The sequence below is a fragment of the Geobacillus sp. JS12 genome (genome assembly GCF_001592395.1).
GTDB classification, from domain to species: domain Bacteria; phylum Bacillota; class Bacilli; order Bacillales; family Anoxybacillaceae; genus Geobacillus; species Geobacillus zalihae.
In genome coordinates this window covers 2,511,954-2,529,540 of record NZ_CP014749.1, presented here as the reverse complement: position 1 = coordinate 2,529,540, position 17,587 = coordinate 2,511,954, and the positions used below count along the sequence as shown (strand labels likewise).

Below are 17,587 nucleotides of genomic sequence, written 5' to 3'. Positions count from 1 at the left end.
TTTGTGGGACTGGTCATCCCCCATCTTGCCCGTTTGTTGACAAGGGCCGATTATCAGCGGCTCATTCCGGTCAGCGCCTTATTAGGAGCGATTTTGATGATCAGCGCGGATACGGCGGGAAGAACCATCGCGGCGCCAATTGAAATTCCGGTCGGCATCTTAACGGCATTCATCGGTGCGCCGTACTTTCTCTTTCTGCTTCGACGAGCAAAATTATAATGAAAAGGGGATCGGTATGAGTTGGAAAACATGGATGGTTTCTAGTTTCGCAGCCGTCAGTTTAGCCATAGCGGGAGCGGCGGAGTCTGAAGCATATGCAGCGAAACCGGCCAAGCTTGCCATTGAAAGTGCACAGCCGGTGAATGCTTCAACTGTGAAAGAGTATATCGTAAAAGGAAAAGGGCTCAAGGGAGCGAAGATCAAAATAGTGATCACTGATGGAAAAGCATCTGTCACTCATGACACTGTTGTTCAAAAGAGCGGATCGTTTGAAGCGCCGGTCAACGTATCGACATTACGAGATGGGACTTTGACGGTGTCTGTCACGCAAATCATCAAGGGACAGAAGCATAGCCGCGTACAAAAAAAGATTATCAAGGATACGAAGGCGCCTTCCGTTCCGGTGATCACGAATAAAGGATGGATCAATGCCAAGCAGCAGAACGCTTATGCTGTCCAAGGAACAGCAGAACCCCATAGCGCTGTGCAAGTTTTGTTGAGCGATGGAAAGCAGCGCATCACCAAAACGGTGCGTGCAGACGGCAAAGGGAGATTCCGGGCGGTGATCGATGCAAGAAAGTTGGCGGAAGGAGAGATTACGGTCTCCGCGGTTAGTGTGGATTCGGCAGGAAACCAAAGCGGACAATCGAAGAAAGTGCTTCGGAAAGATGTGAGCATAGAGGCTCCTGAACTGTTGAATGAAGGATATATCAACGCTTTCAACTATGAAGCTTATCCAGTAACGGGGACAGGAACGCCTGGAGAGAAAGTGGTGGTGGAGGCTGCTGATGGAAAAAAATCCGTCTCAGCGAGCGGACTTGTGGATGAAGATGGGAATTATGAAGTGGAGATCAATACTTCTTCTCTGAAGGACGGGAAGATCGCGATCCGTGTGAAAACGATCGATCAAGCGGGGAATGAAAGCCGGATGGCAAGTGTCGTCCTCATCAAATCGTTGTCTTCTCCGGCCAAGCCGTCTATTGACAATAAAGGATATGTGAACGCCAGTGCAGATGCAACTGCTTATGAGGTGACGGGCAAGGGAGAGCCAGGAGCGGAAGTGGAGGTCACTTTGTCCGATGGAACGAATGAAATCAGCACAGTCGGTACGGTGGAAGAAAACGGGAGATACCATGTAGAAGCGGATATTTCCCCGTTAAGCGATGGACTGATTACCATTACAGCCGTTCAAACGAGCGTTACAGGCAATGTAAGCCCAGAGGCAACCGCGACGGTTTGGAAGGATACAGCTGTTGCCGCTCCATCATTGAACGCCCTGCCAGCTGTTACGAATCAAAATCAAGCGGCGTACACGATCGCAGGAACGGCAGAAAGCAACGCATCGGTGCAAATCATCATTACGGATGGGCAAAAATCTCTCGTGGAATGGACGTCGGCGGACTCGAATGGGAATTTTTCGAAGACGATCGATCTGTCTGCATTCCACAATGGCCAGCTGATGATCATTGTGACACAAGAAGACAAAGCGCAAAACCATAGTGAAGCGACCACAGCGACGGTGACGAAAGGGCAATAAGAAGGAACCTGTCGGCCGAGCCTTTCTTTGAAGCGGGATGCTTTAAAGAGGGTTCGGTCGATTTTTTGGTGAATAGACATGTTTCAATATCACATAATCATGGAAAATCACAAAATTCAGAGGCCTTCCTGGATGTTATTTGCGCACCGCATGGACATAATGGACATGTTCAAACGCTGTCAGATCGTCGTTTCGGTTCGAGAAAAATTCCGCTTGGATTTGTTCCGGCGATACGTGTTCGAAAATGAGGAGACGGTGATGCTGCAGCTGTTTCTCAAGTTCCTCGATCGAATACGCCGCTTTCATCGGTTCACCGCTTTGCCGGGCGAGGGCGAGCGTGTTTTGCACCCGCTTGACGGTGGAGGTGAACAGCTGCTCATCGGCAACATCAAACACGATAGAACTGCCCTCTGTCATCAATGGAGCGAGTTGGTGCAAAAGACGATAGAAGTGCTCTTTTTCTAGATAATATGAGACGCCAAGCAGGCTGAACACCGTTTTTTCGTTTGGGCGAAAGCCGGCTGCGAGCAATCGGGAAGCCACGTCATCCTTGGTAAAATCAGCGGCGACCAGTTGCAAGCAGTTTGGCATCTTCCCGTTGGCCATGTGGATGCGTTCGCGCTTGAATTGCTGCGTGTTGGGATGGTCGACTTCGAATATCGTCAGGCCGCTGTTTGGATGACGGAAGGCGAACGTATCCATCCCTGCTCCTAACATGACATACTGCGTCGCGCCAAGCCGCTTTTCGTGTTGGACGATCCGTTCGGTATAGGCGGCGCGGGCGATTGGAGTCGGAGCGAGCTGCGTTTGGACGATCCATTTCACTTTCTCTTCGTCCGATGAGACCGCATCAAGCCGCTCGGGGGCAAAAAATCCCAAGCCGTTGGCGAGAAAGGTTTGGATTTGTTTGTATTCTTCGTCTGTGATCAGCTGTCTGGCCATATCGTCACGAAATATGACAGGCGTATCGTGTTCCGTATGATAAGCGCGGACGAAACAGGACATCAATGCGGTCATGCTCGGTTCGTTTGGTTTCATGGCAATGGCTCCTTTGCGAGGCTATGGAGAATCATCTTCTGGCCGTAGGCGACAAATTGTTCTTTCGTCTTGCCGAGCGTCGGCAGCAAAAACGCTCCTTTTGTTTCGATAAGGTCAAACAACGCGTGTAGCTGTGCGGAGAACACGTACACGGTCATCATGACGTCTGCGGTTTCACGGACAACGCCTTCTGCGATGCCTTGCTCGATCCAGCAGGAGAGGGCGTCATTGATGTCCGTTCCTAAAGAGAAAATAGCTTCCATGGTGGGTGTCACTGCGTCCAGCGATGGCGGGCGAAACTGGCGGACGGCGCGCGCCGAAACGGGACAATATTCGTAGTAAGCGCGCATTGCTTTACAAATGTGTTCGTACTTGGCCAAAAACGGCTGCTCGGCTTGCACGATGTCGGTTAGACGATCACGCAACTGTTTGAGACCATTCGCGACAATGTAGTACAAAATCTCCTCCTTCGTGTCAAAGTAGCGGTACACCGTACGGCGGCTGTATCCCGACGCTGCGCAAATGTCGCTGATTGACGTGCCGTCAAACCCGCGTTCGAGAAACAACCGCTCAGCGGCTTGGGCAATCGTTTGTTTGTGTACAGCGGCGATATGTTCTTTCATAGCTGATACTCCTAGTATCAAAAGTATACTATCAGTATACTCTTGTTTTTCTGTTTGTCAAGTGGTTACTTTATTGACAAACGAGCCATCAAAACAATGGTGATGAAGGGGAGCTGGGGTGGTGTTCGTAGAGCATATCGAAAGTGGATGGTTCAACATTCATCAGGCGAATCACTAAAAATATATCGGGGCTTTTGGTGAATGGCCCAATGGTTGACGGTAATACGAACTATGAGACAGAAGAGGTTTTTCTTTTGCGTGCAGGATATTGCCCTCGTGCTTACGAATCTATACGGATGCACATCAAGCAAGGAGGATGGCTATGGGAAACATCCAGCCAAGGCGGTTGGTGACGGCAAGCGGCCAACCGATTGTTATACGGACGGCATGGCCCGAGGATGCCGAGCGGATCGTTGCGTTTGTCAAGGCCGTGACCGCGGAAGCGCTTTACTTGCTTACGACGGAAGCGGAAGTGACGGTCACAGAAGAGCAACAACGCCAATGGCTGCAAAAAATGGCGGACGATCCTGGAAAGTTGGCGCTGTTGGCCGAGCATGACGGAGAGATGATCGGGTTTTTAGATTTTCATAATGGAAATAAGCGGCGAACCAAGCACCAAGGGTCTTTCGGCATGAGCGTGAAAAACGGCTTTCGAGGCCAGGGGATCGGCGCGGCGTTGCTTGCAGCGCTCCTTGATTGGGCAAAAGAAAATCCTTTGATTGAAAAAGTTTGCCTCGAAGTCGTCGCTGACAACACGAACGCGATTCGATTGTATCAAAAGTTTGGATTTGTGGAAGAAGGCGTGAAGAAAAAAGCTGCAAAAATCGATGACGGGACGTATTGGGATTTGATTTTGATGGCCCGCTTTGTCAAGTAGGTTCGGCGGATGAGTGCGGGGAGATCGCTCGATGAGCATTTCCTTCCTTTCTATTGCGCCGGTTTGCGCTTCGGTGCGGCGGTCGGCGTGACAAGGAGGGAGAACGTGAGAGACAAGGGAATGAGGTTGTTGCCGCTTGGCGTCAGGCTCATGAAGCCGCAGCGGGAACAATACAAACGGATGGCGGCCTGCGAGAGAAAGGCCGCCATGTTGGTTTTGGTTGAAATGCCCAATCTTTTGTCATTTGGTCCCGATGTGCTGTTGTTTCTGCCGTTGCTTCTCCTAGAAGGCTTGTGATTTAAGGGGAAATGTTGCTCCCCAACAGCGTTTCTCAAATTGAAAAACCTTGCAACACCATAACTTTATCCCTTTCGACTTCTCGCAAATCGAGCGAATCCGTTGTTTTTCACCGGTCTTCTAGGAGGCGCGGCGCTTTTTTGAGTAAAAGAGGTGTTGGGGGCTGCTCGCAGAAAGGAGCGGCCGCTCCTGGCCGCGCGCCGCTACGAACGCTCGCTGAAGGCGATTTGAATGCCGATTAGGGCGAAGATGGCGCCTTTGAGCCAATGGATTCGCTTCGTGATGGCGGTGTTGGCCAAGAGCCAATGGCGCAGTTTTTCCGCGCCGATGCTCACCAAGGTGAAGACGGCGAGCGCTTGAGCGAGAAAGACGGCGCCAAGAAGCAACATCTGTTGCGGCACGCGGCCCGCTGACGGATCAACGAACTGCGGCAGGAGCGCCAAAAAGAAGAGCGACACTTTCGGGTTGAGCACGTTCATGACAATGCCTTTTTTGTACAGCGAGGCGTATGCCATTGGCTTCTGCCGCCCAAAGGCGAGACTGCTGTCTTTTTCGCGGAACGCCTGCCATGCCAAGTACAGCAAATACGCGGCGCCGGCGTACTTGACGATGGCAAACGCCAAGGCGGATTGGTAAATGACAGCCGAGACGCCAAGCATGGCTGCGCTGATGTGGACAAGCAGGCCGGAGCACAGCCCGAGCGCGGTGGCGATGCCCGCCTGTTTGCCTTGGGACAGGCTTTGGGCGATGACGAACAAAATGTCTGGCCCTGGCGCTAACGTAAGCAAAATGGCGACGCCTAAAAACGCGAAGATCGTTCCGATTCCCATGAGGCATCCCTTCCTTCGGCATGATGACTCTATATGTTCGCCGCGGATCGTATTGATTCCTTTTTGTTTGAAAGGGAAAATGGACAAACGAAAAAGCCGCCCATGCCATTCAAAGCAGAGGCGGCATTTCCTATTCATGGGAAGCTTTTTTCTCCAAAAACGCCCGGCCATAGCGGCCATGGTCATGGAGCATGGCGTGCTCCACCTGGATGGTGGCGTGCTCGATTCCGTATTTTTCCTTCAACATTTCATTCACCGCCAAGATGACGCATAGCGGCTGGATGCGTTCGTTGACAAACACATGAGCCGACAGCGAGTAATGGTCGGTTGAGATGGCCCATAAGTGCATGTCGTGCACGTCTTCGACCCCTTCGATCTTTCGAATATCGGCGCGGATTTGTTCGAGGTCGAACCCATCTGGCACGGCTTCCATTAAGATGAGATACGATTCGCGCATAATTTTCGCCCCGCCTGTGAAAATGATGGCGGCGATCACTAAGCTGATGATCGGGTCGAACACCGTCCAGCCGGTGAAGTAAATGAGCAGCGCGGAAACGATGACGCCGATCGAGCTAATCAAGTCGCCGATGAAATGCCAAAGGGCGCTCTGAACGTTCAAATTGTCTTCCTCTTTCGTGCTCCGGCTTAAGACGATGGTCAACGTCAAGTTGACGACGAGGCCGATCGCTGCGATCCCGAGCATGAGGCGAAAGTTGATCGGTTCAGGATGGAGAAAACGCTGAATGCCTTCCCATAAAATCCACAGCGCAATGACGGCCAACGTCAGCCCGTTCAAAAACGATGTGATGATTTCAAACCGCAAAAAGCCGAACGTAAACCGGCGGTTCGGCGGGCGCGTCGCCATGTAGAGGGCGACCATGCTTAAGCCAAGCGCCAATACATCGGATGCCATATGGGCCGAATCGGACAAGAGGGCGAGTGAGTTGGAAATCAGTCCGCCAATGATTTCGACGGCGGTGAAAAACATGGTCAACAAAAGCGTCACCCAGAGCGCTTTTTTCGATTCATTTTGCGTTTTGACGTGCGGGAGATGATGAAAATCGTACAGTGTTGGAGCCATAATGCACCTCCGTTATTTATAATAATTATCAACTTATATATATTATAATATAAAAATCTGCCTGTGTGCAAATGAAATTTCGACAGCCAGAAACAGCGGTTGTTGGAATTTGTCTAAAAATATAGACGAAGCATTCAAGGAATGAAGCCTTCTGTTGGCGAATAGGAATCAATGTTGTGTATGGCCATCATTTTGCTTCGGAAAGGATGCGATCCAGCTTGATTGCGGCGAATCCGACAGATTTAGAAGTGTATTTGTTTCATGAAGGCCGTTTGTATCAAAGTTATGAGCTGTTCGGCGCTCATGTCATCCGCGACGGCGGAGCGGTCGGCACTCGCTTTTGCGTGTGGGCGCCCCATGCGCGGGAAGTCCGTCTTGTCGGCAGTTTCAACGATTGGAATGGGGCGAATTCCCCCTGACGAAGGTGAACGACGAAGGGGTATGGACGATCGTTGTTCCAGAAAACTTGGAAGGGCATCTCTATAAATATGAGATCATCACACCGGATGGCCGTGTTCTGTTGAAAGCCGACCCGTACGCCTTTTACTCCGAATTGCGCCCTCATACCGCCTCGATTGTCTACGATTTGAAAGGATACGAGTGGAATGATTCATCTTGGCAGCGGAAGAAACGGCGAAAGCGGATTTATGACCAACCGATGGTCATTTATGAACTTCATTTCGGTTCGTGGAAAAAGAAACCGGACGGCCGCTTTTATACGTACCGTGAGATGGCCGACGAACTCATTCCGTACGTGCTGGAGCGCGGATTTACGCACATTGAGCTGCTTCCGCTTGTCGAGCATCCGCTCGATCGTTCGTGGGGATATCAAGGGACCGGCTATTATTCGGTGACAAGCCGCTATGGCACGCCGCACGATTTCATGTATTTCGTCGACCGCTGCCATCAAGCGGGGCTTGGCGTCATCATCGACTGGGTGCCGGGGCATTTTTGCAAGGACGCCCACGGGCTGTACATGTTTGACGGCGCACCGACGTATGAATACGTGAATGAAAAAGACCGAGAAAATTACGTCTGGGGGACGGCGAATTTTGACTTGGGCAAGCCGGAAGTGCGCAGTTTTCTGATCTCCAATGCGTTGTTTTGGCTGGAGTATTACCATGTGGACGGGTTTCGCGTCGATGCGGTCGCTAATATGCTTTATTGGCCGAACAATGATAGGCTGTACGAAAATCCGTATGCGGTCGAGTTTTTGCGCCAGTTGAATGAGGCGGTGTTTGCCTATGAGCCGAACGTCTTGATGATCGCTGAAGATTCGACCGACTGGCCTCGGGTGACCGCGCCGACGTACGATGGCGGCCTTGGGTTTAACTACAAGTGGAACATGGGCTGGATGAACGACATGCTGAAGTATATGGAAACGCCGCCGCATGAGCGGAAATACGCCCATAACCAAGTCAGTTTTTCCCTCCTTTATGCGTATTCGGAAAATTTCATTTTGCCATTTTCCCATGATGAAGTGGTGCATGGCAAAAAATCGCTGCTCAATAAAATGCCTGGGTCGTACGAAGAGAAGTTCGCCCAGCTGCGCCTATTGTATGGCTACATGATGGCCCACCCTGGGAAAAAGCTGCTGTTTATGGGCAGTGAGTTTGCCCAGTTTGATGAATGGAAGTTTGAGGGAGAGCTCGACTGGGTGCTGTTCGATTTTGAATTGCACCGGAAAATGGACGAATATGTGAAGCAGCTGATCGCCTGCTATAAACGGTATAAGCCGTTTTACGAGCTTGATCATGATCCGAGGGGGTTTGAATGGATTGACGTTCATAATGCCGAGCAAAGTATTTTCTCATTCATCCGCCGGGGGAAAAAAGAAGGTGATGTGCTGGTCATTGTTTGTAATTTCACAAATCAGGCGTATGACGATTACAAAGTCGGCGTGCCTCTTTTGGCGCCGTACCGCGAAGTGATGAACAGCGATGCAGCGGAGTTTGGCGGTTCGGGACATGTCAACGGGAAGCGGCTTCCCGCTTTCCATGAGACGTTTCATGGAAAACCGTACCATGTGCGCATGACGATTCCGCCGTTTGGCATTTCCATTTTGCGGCCAGTGCAAAAACGAGGGGAGAGAAAGCAGAATGAAGAAGAAGTGCATCGCCATGTTATTGGCCGGCGGGCAAGGAAGCCGGCTTCGCTCGCTGACGAAAAACATCGCGAAACCGGCCGTGCCGTTTGGGGGGAAGTACCGGATCATTGATTTTACGTTGAGCAATTGCACGAACTCGGGCATTGACACAGTCGGGGTGTTGACCCAATATCAGCCGCTTCTTTTGCACTCGTACATCGGCATCGGAAGCGCATGGGATTTAGATCGAAGAAACGGGGGCGTCACCGTCCTTCCCCCTTACTCCGCCTCTTCCGGCGTCAAATGGTACGAAGGCACAGCGAACGCCATTTATCAAAATATGAATTATATTGAACAATACGACCCGGATTACGTTCTCGTGCTGTCTGGCGATCATATTTACAAGATGGATTACCAGCAGATGCTCGACTACCATATCGCCAAACAGGCGGATGCAACGATTTCCGTCATTGAAGTGCCGTGGGAAGAGGCGAGCCGATTCGGCATTATGAACACGAATGAAAACATGGAGATTGTCGAATTTGCCGAAAAGCCGGCCAATCCGAAAAGCAATTTGGCATCGATGGGCATTTACATTTTCAATTGGCCGTTATTGAGGGAGTATTTGCAAATCGACAATGCCGACCCGCATTCGTCGCACGACTTCGGCAAAGATGTGATTCCGCGGCTGCTTCGGGAGAACAAGCGGCTCGTGGCTTATCCGTTCAAAGGCTATTGGAAAGATGTCGGCACCATCAAAAGCTTGTGGGAAGCCAACATGGATTTGCTCGATGAACACAATGAACTTGACTTGTTTGACCGCTCGTGGCGCATTTATTCGGTCAACCCGAACCAGCCGCCGCAATACATCGCTCCCGAGGCGGAAGTGAGCGATTCTCTCATCAATGAGGGATGCGTCGTGGAAGGAACGGTGGAGCGCTCAGTGCTGTTTCAAGGCGCCCGCATCGGCAAGGGAGCGGTTGTGAAAGAATCCGTCATTATGCCGGGGGCGGCCATTGGTGAAGGAGCGTATGTCGAGCGAGCGATCGTCACTCCGGAGATCGTCATCCCGCCGCATTCGACTATGAGCCCGGGCGATGCTGATGATGACGTCGTGCTCGTAACGAGCGAGTGGATCAAGCAACGGAATAAGGACACTGCAAGGAAGGATGGAGCATAATGAACAACAACGTGATGTTGGGCGTCATCGACGCGACCACGTATATGGAGGCAATGGCGCCGCTTGTCGAGAGGCGTTCCATCGCAGCAGTGCCGTTTGCCGGGCGGTATCGGCTCATTGATTTCGTGCTTTCAAGCATGGTCAACTCCGGCATTGAAAGCGTCGCGATTTTTCCGAAATACCAATATCGGTCGCTGATGGACCATTTAGGATCAGGGAAGAATTGGGATTTAAACCGAAAGCGGGACGGATTGTTTTTCTTCCCATCGCCGGACTTGTTGTTTTCCGGTGAGCGCCGGGTCGGGGCGTTCGCCCATTTTGAGCAGCATATCGACTATTTTTTGCGGAGCCGGCAAAAGTATGCGGTCATCGTCAATAGCTACACGGTGTGCAACATCGACTTTGACGCCGTCCTCGAGCGCCATATCGAACGCGGCTGCGATGTGACGCGAATTTGCCATCGCGGCGAGCCGCTGGAGATGTACGTGTTGGAGACGTATCTTCTGCTTGATTTGATCGCCGGCTACAAAGACCACGGCTATCGGAGCATCGTCGATGTCATTCATGACGACCGCCATTCGCTGTCCATTTGCGACTATGAATACAGCGGGTATGCGGCCGTCATCGATTCGCTCGCCCGCTATTTTCAGGCAAGCATGGCGCTGCTTGACCGAAGCGCTTGGGAGCAGCTTTTTCTTCCATCGCGGCCGATTTATACGAAAGTGAAAGACGAGCCGCCGACGAAATACGGGCGGGAGGGGAATGTGAAGCGCTCGATGATCGCCAACGGCTGCGTCATTGAAGGAACGGTGGAAAACAGCGTCCTGTTTCGTTCTGTGAAAGTCGGCAAAGGAGCTGTTGTGAAGAACAGCATCGTGATGCAAAAATGCCAAATCGGCGACGGGTGCGTGCTTGATGGCGTCATCGTCGACAAAGATGCGAAAATCGAACCGGGGGTCGTTTTGCAAGGGACGGCGGAGCGGCCGTTTGTCGTTCGCAAAGGAACGGTGCAGGGGGAGGTCGCCAGCCGATGAACGTGCTGTTTGCCGTATCAGAATGCGCCCCGTTTGCCAAATCAGGGGGATTGGCCGACGTCGCCGGCGCGCTGCCGAAAGAGCTGCGCCGGCTTGGCGTCGATGTCCGCGTCATGTTGCCCAAGTATGAAACAATCGCTTCAAAGTGGAAAGAACGAATGGACAAAGTGGCGGAGTTCGTCGTGCCAGTCGGGTGGCGCCGCCAGTATTGCGGCGTTGAGGAGCTCGAGCATGACGGGGTCGTCTATTACTTGATCGACAACGAATACTATTTCAAACGGCCGCAGCTGTACGGCCATGATGACGACGGCGAGCGGTTCGCTTATTTTTGCCGGGCGGTGCTGGACGCGCTGCCGGAGATCGGGTTTCAGCCCGACATCATTCATTGCCATGACTGGCACACCGGCATGATTCCATTTTTGCTGCGCGAGCAATACCGTCATGATCCGTTTTATGCGGATATCCGCACGATCTTTACGATTCACAACTTGCAGTTTCAAGGGCTGTTTCCGCGCGGGATTTTAGAGGATTTGTTGAATTTGGACGGACGGTATTTCACCGTCGACCATCTCGAGTTTTACGGAAGCGTCAGCTTTATGAAAGGGGCGCTTGTCGCCTCCGATTTGATTACGACGGTCAGCCCGACGTACAAAGAAGAGATTCAAACCGCCTATTACGGCGAGCGGCTTGACGGGCTGTTGCGGGCGCGGCGGGATGATTTGCTTGGCATTTTAAACGGCATTGACGACGAGTTTTACAACCCGGAAACCGATCCGTTTTTGGCGGCGACCTATAGCGTACATACGCGGGAAAGAAAAAAATTCAACAAGCGCGCCCTGCAGCGGCGGTTCGGTCTGCCAGAGCGGGATGATGCGCCCGTTGTCGCGATGGTGACGCGAATGACGGCGCAAAAAGGACTCGATTTAGTCACGTGCGTCTTCCATGATCTGATGCAGGAAGAGATGCAGCTTGTTGTGCTTGGAACGGGGGATTGGCGCTTTGAACAGTTTTTCTCGCAAATGGCAGCGGCCTATCCGGACAAAGTCGGGGTGTACATCGGCTTTCACGAACCGCTCGCCCATCAAATCTATGCGGGCTCGGACTTGTTTTTAATGCCGTCATTATTTGAACCGTGCGGGTTGAGCCAAATGATCGCGCTTCGGTACGGGACGATCCCGATCGTTCGGGAAACGGGTGGGCTGAACGATACGGTGCAATCGTACAATGAATTTACAGGAGAGGGAAACGGGTTCAGCTTTACGAACTTTAATGCCCATGACATGTTGTACACGATCCGCAGGGCGCTGTCGTTCTACCACCAGCCATCTGTCTGGGAGCGGCTCATGGAGCGGGCGATGCGCGGCGATTACAGCTGGCGCCGGTCGGCGAGGGAGTATCGAAAAGCGTACGAACAGCTGAACAAAAAGGGGGAAGACACGCTTGTTCGCGGATAAAGAAACGTTTCAACGGGCGTTTGTGACGCGGGTCGAGGCGTTGTGCGGCAAACCGTTTGCGGAGTCGACGGCGCGCGATCATTATCATGTCCTTGGCCATATGGTACGCGAACATATCAGCCGCCATTGGATCGCGACGAACGAGCGCTGCCGGGCGGAGCGGCGGAAGCAGGTGTACTATTTGTCGATCGAGTTTTTGCTCGGCCGTTTGCTCGGAAGCAACTTGTTAAACCTCGGCGTCCGCCCGATGGTCGAAGAGGGGCTTCGCGAGCTCGGCATCCGCCTTGAGGACATTGAGGAATGCGAAGCGGACGCCGGGCTTGGCAACGGCGGGCTGGGGCGGCTCGCCGCCTGTTTTCTTGACTCGCTCGCCACATTGAATTTGCCGGGCCACGGCCACGGCATTCGCTATAAACACGGGCTGTTTGACCAAAAAATCGTTGACGGCTATCAAGTCGAGCTGCCGGAGCAATGGCTGCGAAACGGGAACGTTTGGGAAATCCGGAAAGAAGAGCTGGCGGTCGAAGTTCGCTTCTGGGGAAGGGTCGAGGTGTCGGAACAAAACGGCCGCCTTGTGTTCCGCCATGTCGACAGCGAAAACGTGATGGCTGTGCCGTACGATATGCCGGTCATCGGCTTCGGGACGAACACGGTCAACACGCTCCGGCTTTGGAGCGCCGAGCCGGCGAAAACGTTCCCGCTTCATAAAGATGTGATGCAATACAAGCGGGAGACGGAAGCCATTTCGGAGTTTTTGTACCCGGACGATACGCACGATGAAGGCAAACTGCTCCGGTTAAAGCAGCAGTATTTTCTCGCCGCCGCCAGCCTCGGCAGCATCACTCGCGCCCATCGCCGCCAGCACGGGAGCTTGCGCCGCCTCCATGAATATGTCGCCATTCATATCAACGACACGCACCCGGTGCTCGCGATTCCGGAGTTGATGCGCATTTTGCTCGATGAGGAAGGGATGAGCTGGGAAGAGGCTTGGCACATTACGACCCATACGATCGCGTACACGAATCATACGACGCTGGCGGAAGCGTTGGAGAAATGGCCGATTCGTCTGTTTCAGCCGCTGTTGCCGCGCATTTATATGATCGTCGAGGAAATCAACGAACGGTTTTGCCGCGAGCTGTGGGAACGCTACCCCGGCAATTGGGGGCGGATTGAACAAATGGCCATCGTCGCCCACGGGATGGTGAAAATGGCGCACTTGGCCGTCGTTGCGAGCCATAGCGTCAACGGCGTGGCGAAACTGCATACGGAGATTTTGAAACAGCGGGAGATGCGCTTGTTTTACGAATGGGCGCCGCACAAGTTCAACAACAAAACGAACGGGGTGACGCACCGGCGCTGGCTGTTGAAAGCCAACCCTGAGCTGTCGGCGTTGATTACGGAAACGATTGGTCCGCGCTGGATCCGCGAGCCGGAAGCATTGATTGAGCTGAAGTCTTATGCTTCCGATCCGGCGTTTCAGCAGGCGTTGGCTGCGGTCAAACAGCAGCGGAAGCTGAAGCTTGCCAAGCGCATTTCGGAAAAAACGGGCATTGTTGTCGACGAATCGTCGATATTTGATGTCCAAGTGAAACGGCTGCACGCTTATAAACGGCAGTTGTTAAACGTGTTGCACATTATGCATTTATACAATCGGCTGAAAGAAGACCCGCGTGTTTCGATCCACCCGCGCACGTTCATTTTCGGAGCGAAAGCGTCGCCAGGCTATTACTACGCCAAGCGGATCATTAAGCTCATCCATTCTGTTGCCGACAAGGTGAACAACGACAACCAGGTAAATGAACAGCTGAAAGTCATTTTTTTGGAAAATTACCGCGTATCGCTCGCGGAAGAAATCATTCCGGCCGCCGATGTGAGCGAACAAATCTCAACAGCCAGCAAAGAAGCGTCCGGGACGGGCAACATGAAGTTTATGATGAACGGCGCTGTTACGCTTGGCACGCTGGATGGAGCGAACGTCGAAATCGAGGAAACCGTCGGGGAGGAAAACATGTTTTTGTTCGGGCTGACGGCCGATGAAGTGCTCCGCTACTACGAACACGGAGGCTATCGAGCGCATGAGTATTACCATCATGACAAACGGATCAAGCAAGTTGTCGACCAGCTCATCAACGGCTTTTTCCCTGATGTCGGCGACTACTTTGAGTCGATTTACGACTCGCTGTTGGCGCAAAACGACGAATATTTTGTGCTGCGCGACTTTGCCGCCTATGCCGAGGCGCACGAGCGGGTTGAGGATGCTTACCGCGATCCGGCGCGCTGGTGGCGGATGAGCGCCGTCAACATCGCCCATTCCGGCCGTTTCGCCAGCGATCGGACCGTAGCGGAATACGCCGCCGAAATTTGGGGTCTTTTGCCGTCGGGGGAACGTTTCTCAACTTAGGAAAGGACGTTGGAAAGGACATTTTTGGGCTGCTTTTGCATCCAATCATCGTCCTTTTAGGGAATTTCGATGGAGAAGGCATAAAAGCAAAAGGGCGTTCCGTTTGGCCGGAGCGCCCTTTCTCGCTTAGTCGTCGCCGTCGAGCCAGTCGCCGATGCCGCCGAGGATGCTGCCTTCGCCGACCGACCGTCCGCCGGCGCTCGGGGCGGCTGCGAGGACGCGGTCAGCGAGCCGGCTGAACGGAAGCGACTGCACCCACACCGCCCCGGGGCCGGTGACGGTGGCCAAAAACAATCCTTCGCCGCCGAAGAAGGCGGTTTTGATGTTGCCGACATATTCAATATCGTAGTTGACGTCTTTCGTCATGGCGACAAGGCAGCCGGTGTCAATGCGAAGCGTTTCCCCGGGCTGCAAGTCGCGGCGGTGGATCGTTCCGCCGGCGTGCAAAAAGGCAAGCCCGTCACCTTCCAACTTTTGCATAATAAACCCTTCGCCGCCGAAAAAGCCAGCGCCTAGCTTGCGCTGAAACTCAATGCCGACGGAGACGCCTTTTGCCGCACACAAAAAGGAGTCTTTTTGGCAGATGAGCTTCCCGCCAAGTTCGCTCAAATCGACCGGGATGATTTTTCCCGGATACGGAGCGGCGAAGGCGACGCGGCGCTTGCCGCTTCCTTGGTTGGTAAACACGGTCATGAACAAGCTTTCGCCGGTGAGCAGCCGCTTCCCCGCGCCGACAAGGCGGCCAAGCAACCCTTTTCCGGACGAGGAGCCGTCGCCAAATACGGTTTCCATGACGATGCCGTCATCCATCATCATCATCCCGCCCGCTTCCGCGACCACGCTTTCGTATGGGTCGAGCTCGATTTCGACAAACTGCATGTCATCGCCGTACAGCCGGTAATCGATCTCATGTGCGTTCATCATTTCGCCTCCATTCGGATCATATAACGTTCTGCTCTGTACTACGGAAAACGGCATTGGCCCGTTTCACAAAAAAGACCATCTTGCCGATGGCCTTTTTCATGGAGTCGTTTCCCCAAAATGCTGCTGGGACGGTCTTTCATCGTACCGGCGGTAGCTGTCTTTCGATGTATACGGGTCTTTTTCATACGCCGGCAAATCGCCGATGTTCGACATGATGCCTTCGTCATCCAATATGTTTTCCAGCAGCTCATGCTCCCGCGTCGGGTACACACGTACGTGTTGGCCATGCAAATCGACGGCCGCGAAATTTTCCAAGTCTTCGACATAGCCGACGTTCTCTTCCGACTCGGCATACACTTCGCTGTAGGAATCGACGTTTTTGCCAAGGTCGGAAGGGGTGTCGGATGTGCCGTAGCGGGCTACTTCCTGCCATGCATCTTCTGCGTCGTAAGCGACCGATTCCGTGCGGTCATCGAAATCGAATTTGCCAAACGGCGGCATGAGCACGCCCTCTTCAAGCGGCCGCTTTTGCGACACCGTTTGATCCGGGTTGTGCTCGCGGCAGTAGAGTGTTGTCGGCAGCGCCTCGAGCCGTTCGTATGGGATCGGCCGGCCGCATACGCGGCACGTTCCGTATGTGCCGTCGGCGATGGCGCCAAGCGCCCGTTCAATCTCGCGAAGTTCGCGCTCGGCATGCTCCTTTAGGGCGAGATCTTTTTCCCGCTCATACAGCTCTGTCGCCTCATCGGCCGGATGGTTGTCGTAGCTCGCCAGCTCACCGACCGCATCGTGGGCGTGGCTGCGGATCATGCCGAAATGGTCGTTTTGCTTCAGCCGGTCTTCCGTCTCCCGTTTCATGTCGAGCAGTCTTGAGCGGAGGGCGGCAAGCTGTTCGTTCGTCAGCATCAGTCGCAATCCCTTCCTTCGCAGTAGCGTCTATATGGTGTAGTATGGGCGAAAATCAAAAAAAAACACGGTCATGTTGACCGTGTTACAGCCAATGGGCAATGAGCAAGCCAGCGGCGAGCAAAAAGCCGAACTGTGTATTCGTTTGCGCCGTCGCCTTCATGGCCGGCATCATCTCGATCGGCTTGATTTTGCCGATAAATCCGCGCGTCGCGGCGATTGCTTTTGGAATGCTCAATAAAGCGAGCAGCGCCCAAAATGGCACGATCTGAAACGCCGCAAGCGCGGCCGTCCAAAGAAAGGCAACGGCGAACATGGCGGCGAGCAGGCGGATGGCCCAATCGCGGCCAATCAAAATGGCGAGCGTCTTTCGCCCTTTTTCACGATCGCCGTCCAAGTCGCGAATATTGTTCGCCAGCAAAATGGCGCCGACCAAAATCGCAATCGGAATGGCGGTGAGCACGGCGCCGCCGCTGATATGGCCCGTTTGGATGAAAAATGAAATCAAAATGATGACAAAGCCCATAAAAAACCCAGCCGCCAGTTCGCCAAACGGCGTATAGGCGATCGGAACCGGCCCTCCGGTGTAAAAATAACCGGCCGCCATGCAAATCGTTCCGACAACGGCGAGCCACCAACTGCTTTCGGCGCAAATGTAGATGCCGATGAGCATAGCCAACCCAAGACAGCCAAACGCCAACGCCAGCACTGTTTTCGGCTTGAGGCCGTCTCGGACGATGGCGCCGCCGATGCCGACCGACTCCGGTGAATCAAGGCCGCGTTGATAATCGTAGTATTCGTTGAACATGTTCGTCGCGGCTTGAATCAACAAAGAGGCGATCATCATCGCGGCAAACAGCAGCCAATCGATCGATGTTTCGCCAAGCGCCAGCACCGTGCCGACGCATACGGGCACAAATGCCGCCGTCAGCGTATGCGGGCGCGTCAGCCGCCAAAAGACGCGCCAGTCGCGGCGCGTCGGCGGGCGATGGTCCATATGTGTGAATGATTGCATATTCATTCCCCTTAGATTCTGTGAAAATGTCATTCGTTTATGTCCAAAATAAGTGTAGGCAAACGTTGAAAGCATGTCAACCCTT

Annotated in this window: 14 protein-coding genes and 2 pseudogenes; 9 read left to right on the top strand and 7 right to left on the bottom strand. The window is 53.3% G+C overall.

Annotation, left to right across the window (positions count from 1 at the left end):
• Together A0V43_RS12360 and A0V43_RS12355 are read left to right on the top strand one after the other, a co-directional pair.
• Positions 1 to 219 (top strand): annotated as a pseudogene (locus tag A0V43_RS12360) (iron chelate uptake ABC transporter family permease subunit); the annotation flags it as partial.
• Between the two features lie 16 nt (positions 220 to 235).
• Entirely contained in the window at positions 236 to 1,756 is a 1,521-nt protein-coding gene (locus A0V43_RS12355) for an Ig-like domain-containing protein (protein ID WP_206501565.1), read from the top strand.
• A gap of 135 nt (positions 1,757 to 1,891) precedes the next feature.
• On the opposite strand, the gene A0V43_RS12350 is transcribed toward A0V43_RS12355, so the two are convergent.
• Positions 1,892 to 2,794 (bottom strand): class I SAM-dependent methyltransferase, encoded by a 903-nt coding sequence (locus A0V43_RS12350; protein WP_063193206.1) that lies wholly within the window; start codon positions 2,792 to 2,794, stop codon positions 1,892 to 1,894.
• Complete coding sequence (locus A0V43_RS12345) at positions 2,791 to 3,417, bottom strand: TetR/AcrR family transcriptional regulator (protein WP_063193205.1); 627 nt, start codon at positions 3,415 to 3,417, stop codon at positions 2,791 to 2,793. The genes A0V43_RS12350 and A0V43_RS12345 overlap by 4 nt, the downstream gene beginning before the upstream one ends.
• A gap of 322 nt (positions 3,418 to 3,739) precedes the next feature.
• Here A0V43_RS12345 and A0V43_RS12340 point away from each other — a divergent pair, with 322 nt between their 5' ends.
• Together A0V43_RS12340 and A0V43_RS12335 are read left to right on the top strand one after the other, a co-directional pair.
• Complete coding sequence (locus tag A0V43_RS12340; RefSeq protein ID WP_063193204.1) at positions 3,740 to 4,294, top strand: GNAT family N-acetyltransferase; 555 nt, start codon at positions 3,740 to 3,742, stop codon at positions 4,292 to 4,294.
• 9 nt (positions 4,295 to 4,303) lie between these two features.
• The gene (locus A0V43_RS12335; protein WP_013144383.1) at positions 4,304 to 4,591 is read left to right on the top strand and encodes a hypothetical protein; all 288 of its coding nucleotides are present in this window, start codon (positions 4,304 to 4,306) and stop codon (positions 4,589 to 4,591) included.
• 203 nt (positions 4,592 to 4,794) lie between these two features.
• On the opposite strand, the gene A0V43_RS12330 is transcribed toward A0V43_RS12335, so the two are convergent.
• On the bottom strand, positions 4,795 to 5,421 hold the full coding sequence (locus A0V43_RS12330) for a LysE family translocator (RefSeq protein WP_063193203.1): 627 nt from the start codon (positions 5,419 to 5,421) through the stop codon (positions 4,795 to 4,797).
• 130 nt (positions 5,422 to 5,551) lie between these two features.
• Positions 5,552 to 6,502, bottom strand: a complete 951-nt coding sequence (locus tag A0V43_RS12325) for a cation diffusion facilitator family transporter (RefSeq protein WP_013144385.1) — start codon at positions 6,500 to 6,502, stop codon at positions 5,552 to 5,554.
• Positions 6,503 to 6,708: 206 nt separating this feature from the next.
• Here A0V43_RS12325 and glgB point away from each other — a divergent pair.
• The 5 genes and pseudogenes from glgB to A0V43_RS12300 all read left to right on the top strand — a co-directional run bounded on the left by glgB (position 6,709) and on the right by A0V43_RS12300 (position 14,657).
• A pseudogene (gene glgB / locus A0V43_RS12320) lies at positions 6,709 to 8,720 on the top strand (1,4-alpha-glucan branching enzyme).
• On the top strand, positions 8,602 to 9,768 hold the full coding sequence (locus A0V43_RS12315; protein ID WP_128578026.1) for a glucose-1-phosphate adenylyltransferase: 1,167 nt from the start codon (positions 8,602 to 8,604) through the stop codon (positions 9,766 to 9,768). The pseudogene glgB and the gene A0V43_RS12315 overlap by 119 nt, the downstream one beginning before the upstream one ends.
• Positions 9,768 to 10,802, top strand: coding sequence for a GlgC family sugar phosphate nucleotidyltransferase (locus A0V43_RS12310; RefSeq protein WP_063193202.1), 1,035 nt, complete (start codon positions 9,768 to 9,770; stop codon positions 10,800 to 10,802). Before A0V43_RS12315 ends, A0V43_RS12310 begins: the two co-directional genes overlap by 1 nt.
• Positions 10,799 to 12,256 (top strand): glycogen synthase GlgA, encoded by a 1,458-nt coding sequence (gene glgA / locus A0V43_RS12305; protein WP_063193201.1) that lies wholly within the window; start codon positions 10,799 to 10,801, stop codon positions 12,254 to 12,256. Before A0V43_RS12310 ends, glgA begins: the two co-directional genes overlap by 4 nt.
• The gene (locus A0V43_RS12300; RefSeq protein WP_063193200.1) at positions 12,243 to 14,657 is read left to right on the top strand and encodes a glycogen/starch/alpha-glucan phosphorylase; all 2,415 of its coding nucleotides are present in this window, start codon (positions 12,243 to 12,245) and stop codon (positions 14,655 to 14,657) included. Before glgA ends, A0V43_RS12300 begins: the two co-directional genes overlap by 14 nt.
• 126 nt (positions 14,658 to 14,783) lie before the next feature.
• Here the strand turns inward: A0V43_RS12300 and A0V43_RS12295 are convergent, their stop codons facing one another.
• The 3 genes from A0V43_RS12295 to A0V43_RS12285 all read right to left on the bottom strand — a co-directional run bounded on the left by A0V43_RS12295 (position 14,784) and on the right by A0V43_RS12285 (position 17,502).
• Positions 14,784 to 15,578, bottom strand: a complete 795-nt coding sequence (locus A0V43_RS12295) for a TIGR00266 family protein (RefSeq protein WP_011232351.1) — start codon at positions 15,576 to 15,578, stop codon at positions 14,784 to 14,786.
• A 99-nt stretch (positions 15,579 to 15,677) separates the two neighbouring features.
• The gene (locus tag A0V43_RS12290) at positions 15,678 to 16,487 is read right to left on the bottom strand and encodes a yteA family sporulation protein (RefSeq protein WP_063193199.1); all 810 of its coding nucleotides are present in this window, start codon (positions 16,485 to 16,487) and stop codon (positions 15,678 to 15,680) included.
• Positions 16,488 to 16,572: 85 nt separating this feature from the next.
• Positions 16,573 to 17,502: a 1,4-dihydroxy-2-naphthoate polyprenyltransferase gene (locus A0V43_RS12285; RefSeq protein WP_063193198.1), complete on the bottom strand. Its 930-nt coding sequence runs from the start codon at positions 17,500 to 17,502 to the stop codon at positions 16,573 to 16,575.
• Positions 17,503 to 17,587 lie beyond the last annotated feature (85 nt).